Raw genomic sequence first — 12,116 nt, forward strand, 5'->3', positions numbered from 1 at the left:
TTTCGCCCCCGCCACACACCACACCGGCCCACCACGGGACGGAACGGCGCCGCCCGACCGGAACAACACGTGACTACGCCAGCTCGGCCAGCCGGTCGAGTCGGTCGCGATGGGCCGGGGTCAACTGGACACGCGTCGCGGCAAGGTTCTCCTCCAGGTGGTCGATCCGGGCGGTGCCCGGGATCGGGAGGATCACCGGAGAGTGGCCGAGGAGCCATGCGAGCGAAACCTGCACGGGGGTGGCACCGAGGTCGGCCGCCACCTCGGCGATCCGCGCCGCCGCGTCCGACGCCGCTCCGGCGACCGGCCGCCACGGCAGGAAAGCGATCTGCGCCGCCTCGCAGGCCGCGAGCACGGGCTCGTGCTCGCGGTCCAGCAGGCTGTAGCGGTTCTGCACGCTCGCGACCTCAATGATCTCCCGTGCCCGACCGAGCTCGGCCACGGTGATCTCGGACAGCCCGATCCGTCCGACCTTGCCCTCGACCTGAAGCTCCCGCAGTGTGCCGAGCTGGTCGGCCAGAGGCACCTCGGGATCGATGCGGTGCAGTTGGAGCAGCTCGATCCGCTCGACGCGAAGCCTGCGGCAGCCGTGTTCGACCTGCTCGCGCAGGACCTCCGGCCGCCCGTCGAGCCCCCACTCACCGGAGTCCGCCGATCGCGCGACGCCGACCTTGGTGGTGATGGTCAGCCCGTCCGCGTACGGGTGCAGTGCTTCGGCCAGGAGCTCCTCGTTCGCTCCGCCGCCGTACAGGTGGGCGGTGTCGATCAACGTGACACCCAGCTCGACGGCCCTCCGTGCGACCTGGACGGAGGTCTCCCGGGCGGCACCCTGCTCGGTGGGCAGCCGCATGGCTCCGAACCCGAGCCGGTGTACGCCCAGATCGCCGCCGATGCGAAACGTCGTAGATGTCATCAGTTGTCTCCACCCCTCGCTCAAAGGGCAACGTTAACAACGCGGTTGGCCCTGTGGTGGTGCCGACGACAAGGCGCCGCAACACCGGCGTACCAACTCGTCGCCTGTCCCCCGGCCCCGGACTAGGTTTCGCCGTGAAGCACGCGACCGGCCGGTGGTACGGGGCGGGTGTCTGGCGGCGGTTGACCGGCGGCCGTCGAGGTGGTCCTGAACGTGGAGGGGACACGGTGGCGTCGGATCACGAGCGCAGGCTTGTGGAGGCAGCAGCGCGCATGCGGGAACGACTGCTGGTCCATCCCCTTGAGGGGGCACTGGGACGAGCCGGCCTACTGGAACCCGCTGCCCACCGTCCGCCGGTTCACGGACACCATGGGCACGGGTCGCTGGGAGGACCGCAGCCGGCTCAACGTGCCCGGCCCGTTCCTCGCCGGGGAGACCGACGACGGGCAGAACGAGAAGAAGGCCCTGCAGCGTTACGCCTCCTTCCTGGACAACGGTCTGGAGCAGTACTTGCGGGGCTGTCTCTTCTGGCTGGATCGAGGCCCGCGAGCCTCGCCGCGACGAACCGCTGCCGATCCTCTGAGCCGGCCTCGGGACCGCGTCGGGTTCCGGTCATGACTGCTGACTGGCGTAGGGATCAGATCGGGAGGTGCGCTGCGGGGCGGGAGGGCCGGGCGAACTCAGGCCGCTCTCACAGACGGCGAGCCGACCGCGAGGCGAAGGCGTCGACTCCGGTGAGTTCGGCGGAGAGCTGCCACAGTCGGGCGGCCCGCTCCGGGTCAGTGGCCCAGGCATTCACTCCGCTGCCCAGAACCGCGTCCGGGGCAGCGGGCTCGGCAACGTCGCAGTCTTCGCCATACACGCCGCCCACGCCGCCCAACTGTGCGGAGGTGGCTGCCCACACCTGGGTGGCCGCGCCCTGCTCGGGTGCCTTCCAGCCGCTGTTCGTCGGGGCGGCGCTGATCACTACGAATTGGAGCGCACGCGAAGGCAAGCCCTTCGTGCCCTCCGGCCCTCACAGGCAAGGAAAAGCGCAGCGGCTCGGCGGATCTTCACCTTCTTCCAACCGGCGACCAATCCGCCGGGCCGGTGGCTCCGAATGAAGGGCGTGAGGATCTCAGGTTCAAATCTAGTGCGCGGCGGTCTTGCCGCGCTGAGCGGTCTCCTTTCCGGCTTCACGGCGCTTGCCGTCGCCGAATTGGCCTCGGCGGCCGTCCGGCCCGAGGCAGGCCCCATTACCGCGGTGGGCGGAGCAGCGATCGACCGCACGCCGGCGGCCGTCAAGGACTGGGCGATCCGCAACTTCGGTGAGGACGACAAGCTCATTCTGCAGCTCGGTATCCTTGCCACGCTTGCGGTCCTGGCGCTTGTGCTGGGTTTGGTGGCGCTGCGGTATCGGCGGATCGGTTCGGCCGGTGTCCTGATTTTCGGCGTGGTGGGTGCGGCGGCGGCCGTGAGCCGCCCGGATTCGACCGGATTCGTGGACGGGCTGCCGTCCCTGGCCGGCGCGGTGGCGGGCGCCGCCGTGCTCTATGTCCTCATCGGCAGGCTCACCGCGACGCTACGCCCGATCGTGGAAGGCCAGGAGAGCGGCTGGGACAGGCGAGGATTCCTGATCGCGGCCACGGCCGCGGCGGTGGCGTCCGCCGGCGCCGGTGTTCTTGGCCGGACCCTGAACGGTCAGCGCAGTGAGAACGCGGTCGCCTCGCGGGCCGGGGTGTTGTTGCCGCAGCCCGCTTCGGCTGCCGCCGCCATTCCGTCCGGCGCCCAGCTGCTGCGAGTCCCCGGCATCAGCTCCTTCACGACGCCAAACAAGACGTTCTACCGGGTGGACACGGCCCTGGTGGTGCCGAAGGTCGATGCCAACAGCTGGCGGCTTCGTATCCACGGCAAGGGCGTGAAGCGTCCGCTGACCGTCTCCTTCCAGGATCTGCTGGACCGTGAGCTGATCGAGCGGGACATCACCCTGACCTGTGTCTCCAACGAGGTCGGCGGGCCGTATGTGGGCAACGCGCGCTGGATCGGCGTACGACTGTCGGATCTGCTGAAGGAGGCGGGAGTGAAGCCGCCGTCCAGGGGCGGGCCGGCCGATCAGCTGGTGGCCAGGTCGGTGGACGGCATGGCGCTCGGCACCCCGGTCGACGACGTCATGGACGGGCGCGACGCGATGCTCGCGGTCGGCATGAACGGCGAGCCGCTGTCCTTCGTCCATGGCTTCCCGGTCCGGATGCTCGTCCCGGGCCTCTACGGATATGTCTCCGCCTGCAAGTGGATCGAAGACATCGAGCTGACCAACTTCGACGACTACGACGCGTACTGGGTCAAGCGCAAGTGGGCCCGTAAGGCTCCGATCAAGACCCAGTCCCGTATCGACACACCCAAGCCCTTCGGCCGGCCCAAGGCGGGCACCGTCATGGTCGGCGGCGTGGCCTGGGCCCAGCACCGTGGCATCGACCGGGTGGAGATCCGTGTCGACGACGGTCCCTGGCGACCGGCCGATCTCGCCGCCCAGGACACCGTGGACACCTGGCGGCAGTGGTCCTTCCCGTGGAAGGCGACCCCCGGCGGCCACACGCTCACCGTGCGAGCCACGGACCGTACGGGCGAGATCCAGACCGAAAAGCGCACGAAGACCGTCCCGGACGGGGCGAGCGGCTGGCACTCAGTAGTCGTCACCGTCGACTGACCGATCCGGCCCGGGTCCGATTCGAGCCCCTCAGACCTTCATTCTCTTACGCATTGTTACAACACCACTCCAAGGAGACATCATGAATACCCTTCGCATCCGTCGCGCCGCCATCGCGGTTGCCGCCGCCGCAGTTCTTCCCCTGTCGCTGACGGCCTGCTCCAGCGATGACAGCTCCGACACCAAGGCCGACTCCACCCCGACGGCCGCCGAGGAGAAGTCGACTCCCCCCGCCGACGACGCCTCGATGACGGACAAGCCCTTCGGCCCCGCCTGTGCGGGCGTTCCGGCCGACGGCGCCGGCAGCTTCGACGGCATGGCCAAGGACCCGGTCGCCACCGCAGCGTCGAACAACCCCGAGCTGTCCACCCTGGTCACCGCCGTCAAGAAGGCCGGCCTGGTCGACACGCTGAACAACGCCAAGAACATCACGGTGTTCGCGCCGACCAACGCCGCCTTCGCGAAGATCCCGAAGGCCGACCTGGACAAGGTCCTCGCCGACAAGGCCACCCTCACCAAGATCCTCACCTACCACGTCGTCGGTGAGAAGCTCGCCCCCAAGCAGCTTGAAAAGGGCACCTACCCCACCCTCCAGAAGAGCACCCTGACCACCGCCGGCTCCGGTGAGTCCTACAGCGTCAACGACACCTCCAAGGTCGTCTGCGGCAACGTCCCCACCGCCAACGCCACGGTTCACATCATCGACACCGTCCTGATGCCCAAGTAACCACGGGATTTCCGGGGTGGCGTAGGCAGCACGTCGCCCCGGAGTTCAGGTCCGACCCCATGGCACCCCTGGTGCCGATGAGACCGCTGGGTGACCCCGAGACGGGCCACCCAGCGGTCTCGTCGTGCTTTCCCCACCAGAGGTGGGGCCGCTCGCGACGGGTGCGTCCCCGAGGCTGCCCTCACAGCCCCGAAGCCGCCGCTTCCCTCACGTTGTTGATTCGTCGCGGAGGCGCATACGGATTGGTCGGCCGAGTTCTCGCATTCCATGAAATGGGTCGGCCGACCCATCCGCGAAGCCATCGGCTACGAAGAAAGTGGAGAACAACTTTCAAAGGTCGGCATTCGCTCACCTTTATCACTCGGAAGGGTTATGCATGGGTGACCAATACGCCCCGCCTCTCCCCGTGCCCTCAACTCATCGGAAAGGCCCGCGGTGATCGGGATCGCACGTATCGGAGACCCCCTGCGGGGCGGGCCCGAAATGGCCGAGGTCATGGGCCGCGTCGCGGGCGGTGACCAGGAAGCCTTTTCCACCCTCTACGACGCGATCGCGGGGCCTGTTTACGGGGTGGTACTCAAAGTTCTACGTAATCCGTCCCAGTCCGAGGAAGTGGCACAGGAAGTCATGGTCGAGGTGTGGCGTACGGCTGCCCGGTTCCGTCCGGAACAGGGCAGCGCCACCTCCTGGGTGATGACGATGGCGCACCGGCGTGCCGTGGACCGTGTCCGCTCCGAACAGGCGGCCACGGACCGCGAGCAGCGCAACGCACATCGCGAACACACCCCCGACTACGACACGGTCAGCGAAGAGGTGACGATCCGGCTGGAGAGCGAACAAGTCCGCCGCTGCCTGCGCACTCTGACCGAGCTTCAGCGTCAGGCCGTGACGCTCGCCTACTACCAGGGCTACACCTACCGGGAGGTCGCGGCCTCTCTGTCGACACCCCTGGGAACCGTCAAGACACGTCTGCGCGACGGGCTGATCCGGCTTCGCGACTGCATGGGAGTGGACGCATGATCGAGGAACACATGCAGGCACCCACCGGCGCCTACGCCGTGGACGCGCTGCCCGACGACGAACGTGAGGCATTCGAGCGCCACCTGCTGGACTGCCCGGCCTGCGTCCAGGAGGTAAGGGAGTTGACGGCCACCGCCGCCCGTCTGGCCACAGCCGTCGCCGCCGGGCCGCCTCCCGAGATGAAGAAGCAGGTCATCACCTGGATCCAGAACGTGCGCCAGCTCCCCCCGCACGTACCCTTCGCCGATGCCACGCACCGCGTGGAGAGCGCCCGCGGAAGACATCTGCCCCGCCTGATCCTGGCGGCATGCGTCGCGGCGGCCACACTGCTGGCGGGTGGGGCCGCCTGGCAGTTCCAGGAGGCGCAGCAGGCCGAGCAGCGGGCCCAGCAGGTCTCCGCGAAGGCCGCGGACATGACCCGTGTGCTGACCGCCTCGGACGCCCGTAGCGCGACGGGCAGTGTCAAGGGTGGTGCGCGGGCCACGGTGATCGTGTCCCGCAGCCACAACAGCGCCGTCTTCCTGGCGTCCGGCCTGCCCGAACTCCCCCACGACAAGACGTATCAGCTGTGGTTCGACGACGGCGGCACCATGCGGGCGGCAGGCCTTGTCGGACACGACGGCGGCCGGATGATGACGGGAGACATCGGGGCGGCCACCGGAATAGGCGTCACGGTCGAACCCGTGGATGGCTCCCTCGAGCCATCCACAACGCCCCTGACACTCATCGCGCTGCCCGCCTGACGCGACCGGCGAGCAGGCCGCGCGGAGCACGGCACGCCAGCCGATGGCCAGACCTGTTCCCTGCTCGTCCCACTGATGCGGACCAGCTGATACCCACCCGCCTCCGCAGCGGAAAAGACACCGGCCCGTGGCCCACATCGCTGGGCCACGGGCCGGACGGAACTGCCGAGGTGCGCCCACGGTCACCGTGGCGCCGGTACGGGACGCCCGGGTCATGACCCGACGCCCGCGCCTCGTGTCAGGTCCCGGACTTCCGTCCGTAGACGAACACGTCGTCCCCGTTCTTCAGCCTGTCCCAGTACGCCTTGGCGTCAGCGGTCCGCATGTTGACGCAACCGTGCGAGCCGGGCTGGGACCACACGCTCACACCGACCGAGTGGAAGGCCTGCCCCCCGTCGAAGAACTGGCTGTACGGCATGCTCACGTGGTAGATCGACGACACGTGGTTCTTGTTGCGCCAGTAGACCTTCTTGGCGCCGGTACGGGTCTCGTAAGTGTCGCGGCCGGTACGGACCGGCACCGGGCCGTACTTCAGCGTGGCGCCGTCCTGGATCCAGCTGAGCTGCAGCGTGAGGTCGACGCAGGCGATGCGGCCCTTGTTCGTGGGGCACTTGCCGCTGCGGTTCGGCTTGTTGCCGACGGCCTTCTGCCGGTTCATCAGGTCCATCACCTTCCAGGTGACGGGCCCGGCGTAGCCGATGTTCGGGCTGATCCCGTGCTTGGTCTGGAAGGCCTTGGTCGCCTTGCAGTCGGCGGTGGACTGCCGCCCGTCGACCGGCCGGCCCAGGAACCGCTCCACCTGCTTCTGGTTCGGACCCACCTGCGTCGTACACGAGGCTGCCGTGGCGCTCCCCCCGCCCGCCACCACCACTGCGGGCGCCAGCAGTCCCACGACTGCTGCTCCCACGACCATCCTGCGCCGTCTGTCCCCCATGACATGTCCTTTCGGTTCTGTGTCAAGGGAGACAGCGATCGGGCCACAATGGTTGCACCGTCGGCCGTACGCAATCGAATGCCTCGCGGGCGTACGCACGCATTCGAACGCTCGGCAGTCCGGGGCCGGGCGTCAGGGCGTATCGCCGTCCCAGTCCCACCGCCGGGGGTCCGTCGGCCGCGGCAGGTACAGCGCGTGGCCGCCCGGCCCGAAGGCTCCGATCTCGGTGCTCAGCGCGGCCCCCTCGCGCAGCTGCGCGTCCGTCCAGTCGGTGACGTCCAGCAGCAGACCGTCGAGCGGCCCGGCGACCAGCTCGCGATAGTGACGCCCCGGCTGCGGCCCGGGGTCCGGGTCGTCGTGGTCCGCGCCGTACACCCGGCCCCGCATCAGCTCATCCATGCGTGCCAGCATCCCAGGCAGCACTGACAATCCTCCGGCGGCGGACTCTCATACCCCCTGCGGAGATGACCCGGCTCAGGAAGGGCTTGCAGGAACGGCTTGCCGAAACGGCACCAAGATGCGCGGTGGTCGTGCCGTCCGTCGCATGAGGAAGATCACCGGGGTCCGCCCTCTGGACGGCGGCCGCCACGAGGTCACCACCGCCGGCGGGCGCCGCCTTCACCACCGACCTGCTCATCGGCGCCGACGGCGCCTGGTCGAAGATCCGCCCGCTGGCCTCCGACGCCACCCCCGCCTACTCCGGCGTCTCCTTCGTCGAGCTGGATCTGCTGGACGCCGAGGTACGCCACGCCGCGAGCACGGCGCTCGTCGGCGGCGGTTTCTTCCTGGCCCTCGGCGACGGCCGAAGCTTCCTCGCCCACCGCGAACCCGATGGCAGCCTGCACGCCCACACCGCGCTCAAGGCGCCCGAGGACTGGCTCTTCACAATCGACTTCGCCGACAGCGGCGCCACCAAGGCAGCCGTGCTCGCCCAATTCGACGGCTGGCACGACAGCCCGCGCGCGCTGGTGACCGACGCCGACGACACCCTGGTGCCCCGGCACGTCCACGCGCTGACCACCGAACACCGCTGGAACCGGACTTCTGGCGTCACACTGCTCGGAGACGCCGCCCATGTGGTGTCCCCGTTCGCCGGTGAGGGCGCCAATCTCGCCATGTTCGACGGAGCGGAACTCGGCCAGGCCCTCGCCGCCCACCCCGACGACACCGAGGCCGCGCTCGCCACGTACGAACAGGTCCTCTTTCCCGCGCGGCGAGGCGTCGGCCATCGTGTCCGCCACCGGCCTCGACCTGTGCTTCCGTCATGACGCGCCCCAGTGCCTGCTCGACCGGTTCGCCTCCTACAGCCGGGCGAACTGACCCCACGCGACCTCCCGCCTCCTGCGCCCCGTCGGCCGAAGACGGCGGCCGTCCCGAACAGCGCCTGGTCCGGCCTCCGGGCGGCAGCTGCCGAAAGCTGTCAATTCGACCCGCTCGACGGTAGGTTCGATGCTCCTGAACAGTTCAATTGCCGAGCAAATCGCGACATCTGCTCACTTTGCCGCGCTTCGAACTGCTGTTATCTTTACGTAACTTCGCAGCGGGACTCTCCGTAACGCTCACACCCGAGATTCATCTGCGTCGTCACAGGGGGAATCGGGGGGATCCGACTGTCGCCCTCAAGCAATGACCACTATCTGTGCGAGGGCGCGACCACAGCATTGCGGAACCGCCCCCGCCCGTCACCGCCGGACAGGGATGACCCAGCACAACAGGCTCAGGAAAACCGCGCACGCGGCGCGCACGGCATTGGCACCGGGGCGAGGCACCAGGGGGCGGCCGAGGAAGCTCTGGCCTCCACGGCTGCCGGACTACCCGCGGCCGGGCCGGCGGGGCTGGCGCAGGTGGGTTCCCTCATGGCGACTGGTCCTGGGCTCCTTCCTGACGGCCCTGGGCACGCTGACGGCGCTGGTGACCATCGCGTACGCGCAAACGGAGATACCCGAGGACCTGAACTCCTTCGCCACCCAGCAGGACAACGTCTACTACTGGGCGGACGGCACGCCGATGGCCCGTACGGGCTGGGTGAGCCGGCAGGAAATGCCTCTGTCGAAGATCCCCGAGCACGTCCGGTGGGCCGTGCTGTCCGCCGAGAACAACGACTTCTACTCGGATCCCGGCATCTCGGCCCAGGGCGTCACCCGCGCGTTCTGGCAGACGGTCGGCGGTGGGGACACCCAGGGCGGCTCCACCATCACCCAGCAGTATGTGAAGAACGTCTACCTCACACAGGACCGGTCCTTCTCGCGCAAGTTCACCGAGATGCTGATGGCGATCAAGCTGGACCGTCAGCTGAGCAAGGACAAGATCCTTCAGGAGTACCTCAACACCAGTTGGTTCGGACGTGGTTCCTACGGCCTTCAGCGGGCCTCCCAGGCCTACTACGGCAAGGAAGTCACGGAACTCAACGCGAGTGAAGGTGCCTTCCTCGCCTCGCTGCTCAAGGGCGCCTCGCTCTACGACCCCACGCTCGGCCCCCACAACCGCAAGCGTGCCGTCGAGCGGTGGACGTGGACGCTGGACCGCATGGTGGAAACCGGCAGGCTGACCCCAGCCGAGCGCGCCCAGTACACCAAATTCCCCGAGCCGAAGGCGGCGCCCAAGCCGAACAACGCGAGCGGACAGAACGGCTACCTCGTCGCACTCGCCGAGTCGTACGCGAAGCGATCAGGAAAGATCCCCGAGGCGCGCTTCGCCCTGGGCGGCTTCCAGATCTACACCACCTTCGAGAAGCCGCGGATGACCGCGCTCACCCGGGCGGTGAAGGACGCCCGCGCCACGCTGGATCCCAAGCGGCGCGCCACCGACCGGCACGCCAGGTTCGGGGCCGCGTCGGTTGCCGCGGACGGGCGGATCCTCGCGGTGTACGGCGGGCCGGACTTCCAGCGGCAGGCCTTCAACGAGTCCAACGCGGCGACCGTCCCGGCGGGTTCGGCCTTCACGCCCTTCGTGTACGCCGCCGCTCTGGAGCACGGTATCCAGCTCGAACGCGAGGGCCCCCGTACCCCTGTCACTCCGTCGACCCCGTACAACGGGGACGACAATGTGCCGTTGGTGACACCGGAGGGCCCCTACTGGGACCGCGGCGGTAAAATGCTCAAGGGGCAGAACACCGACGACCGTTCCTACGGCCGGATCGCTCTGGGCGATGCCATGGCACAGGGAGTGGACGCGCCGTTCCTCCAGCTCGGCACGGACGTGGGCCTGGACCTCGTGCGCCAAACGGCCGAAGGGTCGGGAATGCTCGCCTCCAACTTCGGGCCGCCCGTGCCCGCTTTCGCGATGGGCACGTCCACACCCAGCGCCATCCGCATGGCCGGGGCGTACGGCGTGTTCGCGGCCCGCGGCATGCACACCGACCCGTACTCGGTACGCAAGGTCACCCGCAACGGCGAGCCGGTCCTCCTGCCCCGTCCCCGGCGGGCACGCGCGCTGCAGCCCGACGTGGCCGACCAGGTCACCGAGGCGCTCACCCCCACCGGTCGGGAAACCTCCCGCAAGGCCGGAACCACGCAGGACGACACCGCACGCTGGTTCGTCGGCTACGCGAAGGCGGAGGCCACCGCGGTGGTCGTGTACCGCATGAACCTCTCCAGCAGTCTCGCGCCGCTGCCGCTCAAAAATTTCGGCGAGGACCCGGCCGCGGGCAAGGAGTATCCGGCCGAGATCTGGAGCCAGTACACGGACGCCCTGGAACAAGAGCACTGAACAAGTGCCTCGTCCGCCGCTGTCCGCGCCCCTTCCGCCCGTCTGCCTGGAGTCGTCGTGATGATCTGGAAGAAGTCCGCCGTGCTCCGCGCACGGGTCAACAAGATGCCCGGCATCAGTGTCGGTATAGCCGCGGTTCTGGTCACCTCGCTCACCGCGACATTCGCCATGTCCACCACCGACAGTTCGCCGAAGACCGTGGTGGCGCCGGAAGCCACCGCTGCGGCCCCGAAACCCAAGGACGGGAAGGGCGCCGCGGCCGCCGGCAAGGACGAGGAGAACTGGGACGGCCAGGTCAAGGTGCTGGGAGACGGCTCCACGTCCTATACGGGGCCGCAGCCGGGCAGGCTGAAGGCGAAGCGGCTCAAGCCGGGCGAGAAGCCACCCCAGTTCGTGGTGTTCTCGTGGGACGGCGCGCTGGAGGGCGACGACCAGCTGTTCTCACGCTTCCGCCGTGTGGCGAAGGAGAACAACGCGCACATGACGTTCTTCCTCACCGGCATGTACCTGCTCCCGAAGGCGCAGAAGAACCTCTATAGGCCGCCCCAGCACGAGACCGGGGCAGCAGCGATCTCGTACCCGACCGACGAGCACATCCGCATGACGCTGGAGCAGCTCAGCGGGGCCTGGCTGGAGGGCAACGAGATCGGCTCCCACTTCAACGGCCACTTCTGCGGCGAGAAGGGGGGTGGCGAGTGGAGTTCGGCGGAGTGGACCAAGGAGATCGACCAGTTCTACTCATTCGTGCAGAACTGGAAGACGAACACCGGCATGACGGACATCGATCCGCTGCCCTTCGACCCGACGCGTGAGGTGGTCGGCGGCAGGGCCCCCTGTCTTGAGGGGCAGAAGACGCTCATACCGGCGACCAAGTCCTTCGGCTGGCGCTACGACGCGAGTTCCGCGGGAGATTTCCAGATCTGGCCCTCCAAGAAGGATGGAGTCTGGGACCTCCCGCTGCAGATGCTTCCCTTCCCCGGCAAGCAGTTCCAGGTGCTCTCCATGGACTTCAACTACCTGTACAACCAGTCGAAGGACAGCACCGAGGGCGATCCGGCGCAGTACAGCACCTGGCGCCAGCAGACCCGTGACTCCTACCTCTCGGGCTTCCAGCGGGTGTTTCACGGCAGCCGGGCCCCGATGTTCATCGGCAACCACTTCGAGGACTGGAACGGCGGTATCTACATGGATGCCGTCGAGGACGTGATGAAGGATGTCTGCCCCCGCAAGGGGGTGCGCTGCGTCTCCTTCCGGGAACTGACCGACTGGCTGGACGCGCAGGACCCCAAGGTCCTGGCCCACTGGCGCACGCTGGATCCCGCGCAGCCGTCGGGCTGGAAGCGCTAGCTAGCCACCCGGCCGGTGGTCCGCGCGAGTCCGCGGAC

General features: G+C 68.4%; 10 protein-coding genes and 2 pseudogenes. 8 read left to right on the plus strand and 4 right to left on the minus strand.

All coding sequences use genetic code 11. The annotated features are described in order from the left end of the window. Nucleotides 1–73 precede the first annotated feature (73 nt). The gene (locus QMK30_RS21130) at nucleotides 74–913 is read right to left on the minus strand and encodes an aldo/keto reductase (protein ID WP_283519839.1); all 840 of its coding nucleotides are present in this window, start codon (nucleotides 911–913) and stop codon (nucleotides 74–76) included. Nucleotides 914–1,213: 300 nt separating this feature from the next. Here QMK30_RS21130 and QMK30_RS21135 point away from each other — a divergent pair, with 300 nt between their 5' ends. Beyond that, the gene (locus tag QMK30_RS21135) at nucleotides 1,214–1,531 is read left to right on the plus strand and encodes a hypothetical protein (protein WP_283519840.1); all 318 of its coding nucleotides are present in this window, start codon (nucleotides 1,214–1,216) and stop codon (nucleotides 1,529–1,531) included. 73 nt (nucleotides 1,532–1,604) lie between these two features. Here the strand turns inward: QMK30_RS21135 and QMK30_RS21140 are convergent. Beyond that, nucleotides 1,605–1,856: pseudogene (locus tag QMK30_RS21140) on the minus strand (oxidoreductase); the annotation flags it as partial. 156 nt (nucleotides 1,857–2,012) lie between these two features. Here QMK30_RS21140 and QMK30_RS21145 point away from each other — a divergent pair. From QMK30_RS21145 to QMK30_RS21160, 4 genes are all read left to right on the plus strand, one after another. Next, entirely contained in the window at nucleotides 2,013–3,599 is a 1,587-nt protein-coding gene (locus QMK30_RS21145; protein ID WP_283519841.1) for a molybdopterin-dependent oxidoreductase, read from the plus strand. An 82-nt stretch (nucleotides 3,600–3,681) separates the two neighbouring features. Then, nucleotides 3,682–4,326 (plus strand): fasciclin domain-containing protein, encoded by a 645-nt coding sequence (locus tag QMK30_RS21150; protein WP_283519842.1) that lies wholly within the window; start codon nucleotides 3,682–3,684, stop codon nucleotides 4,324–4,326. A gap of 483 nt (nucleotides 4,327–4,809) precedes the next feature. After that, nucleotides 4,810–5,346 (plus strand): sigma-70 family RNA polymerase sigma factor, encoded by a 537-nt coding sequence (locus tag QMK30_RS21155; RefSeq protein ID WP_283519867.1) that lies wholly within the window; start codon nucleotides 4,810–4,812, stop codon nucleotides 5,344–5,346. Further along, nucleotides 5,343–6,089 carry an anti-sigma factor gene (locus QMK30_RS21160; RefSeq protein ID WP_283519843.1) on the plus strand — a complete coding sequence of 249 codons (747 nt, stop codon included), beginning with the start codon at nucleotides 5,343–5,345 and terminating at the stop codon, nucleotides 6,087–6,089. The genes QMK30_RS21155 and QMK30_RS21160 overlap by 4 nt, the downstream gene beginning before the upstream one ends. Nucleotides 6,090–6,327: 238 nt before the next feature. On the opposite strand, the gene QMK30_RS21165 is transcribed toward QMK30_RS21160, so the two are convergent. Together QMK30_RS21165 and QMK30_RS21170 are read right to left on the minus strand one after the other, a co-directional pair. Then, nucleotides 6,328–7,023, minus strand: a complete 696-nt coding sequence (locus QMK30_RS21165) for a L,D-transpeptidase family protein (RefSeq protein ID WP_283519844.1) — start codon at nucleotides 7,021–7,023, stop codon at nucleotides 6,328–6,330. A gap of 132 nt (nucleotides 7,024–7,155) precedes the next feature. Then, nucleotides 7,156–7,422 carry a hypothetical protein gene (locus QMK30_RS21170; RefSeq protein WP_283519845.1) on the minus strand — a complete coding sequence of 89 codons (267 nt, stop codon included), beginning with the start codon at nucleotides 7,420–7,422 and terminating at the stop codon, nucleotides 7,156–7,158. Nucleotides 7,423–7,570: 148 nt separating this feature from the next. On the opposite strand from QMK30_RS21170, the pseudogene QMK30_RS21175 reads away from it, so the two are divergent. The 3 genes and pseudogenes from QMK30_RS21175 to QMK30_RS21185 form a co-directional block, all read left to right on the plus strand. Next, nucleotides 7,571–8,343: pseudogene (locus QMK30_RS21175) on the plus strand (FAD-dependent oxidoreductase); the annotation flags it as partial. A gap of 591 nt (nucleotides 8,344–8,934) precedes the next feature. Next, on the plus strand, nucleotides 8,935–10,731 hold the full coding sequence (locus QMK30_RS21180) for a transglycosylase domain-containing protein (protein ID WP_502963186.1): 1,797 nt from the start codon (nucleotides 8,935–8,937) through the stop codon (nucleotides 10,729–10,731). A gap of 60 nt (nucleotides 10,732–10,791) precedes the next feature. Further along, nucleotides 10,792–12,078, plus strand: a complete 1,287-nt coding sequence (locus QMK30_RS21185; RefSeq protein WP_283519846.1) for a polysaccharide deacetylase family protein — start codon at nucleotides 10,792–10,794, stop codon at nucleotides 12,076–12,078. The last annotated feature ends 38 nt before the right edge of the window (nucleotides 12,079–12,116 follow it).

Origin of the sequence: Streptomyces sp. H27-C3, assembly GCF_030063415.1 — a bacterium.
Classification (GTDB): domain Bacteria; phylum Actinomycetota; class Actinomycetes; order Streptomycetales; family Streptomycetaceae; genus Streptomyces.

Excerpts from the sequence above, each read along its gene's own strand:
- QMK30_RS21130 (WP_283519839.1), bottom strand. The coding sequence starts at position 913 with ATGACATCTACGACGTTTCGCATCGGCGGCGATCTGGGCGTACACCGG.
- QMK30_RS21145 (WP_283519841.1), top strand. The coding sequence starts at position 2,013 with ATGAAGGGCGTGAGGATCTCAGGTTCAAATCTAGTGCGCGGCGGTCTT.
- QMK30_RS21150 (WP_283519842.1), top strand. The coding sequence starts at position 3,682 with ATGAATACCCTTCGCATCCGTCGCGCCGCCATCGCGGTTGCCGCCGCC.
- QMK30_RS21155 (WP_283519867.1), top strand. The coding sequence starts at position 4,810 with ATGGCCGAGGTCATGGGCCGCGTCGCGGGCGGTGACCAGGAAGCCTTT.
- QMK30_RS21160 (WP_283519843.1), top strand. The coding sequence starts at position 5,343 with ATGATCGAGGAACACATGCAGGCACCCACCGGCGCCTACGCCGTGGAC.
- QMK30_RS21165 (WP_283519844.1), bottom strand. The coding sequence starts at position 7,023 with ATGGGGGACAGACGGCGCAGGATGGTCGTGGGAGCAGCAGTCGTGGGA.
- QMK30_RS21170 (WP_283519845.1), bottom strand. The coding sequence starts at position 7,422 with ATGGATGAGCTGATGCGGGGCCGGGTGTACGGCGCGGACCACGACGAC.
- QMK30_RS21185 (WP_283519846.1), top strand. The coding sequence starts at position 10,792 with ATGATCTGGAAGAAGTCCGCCGTGCTCCGCGCACGGGTCAACAAGATG.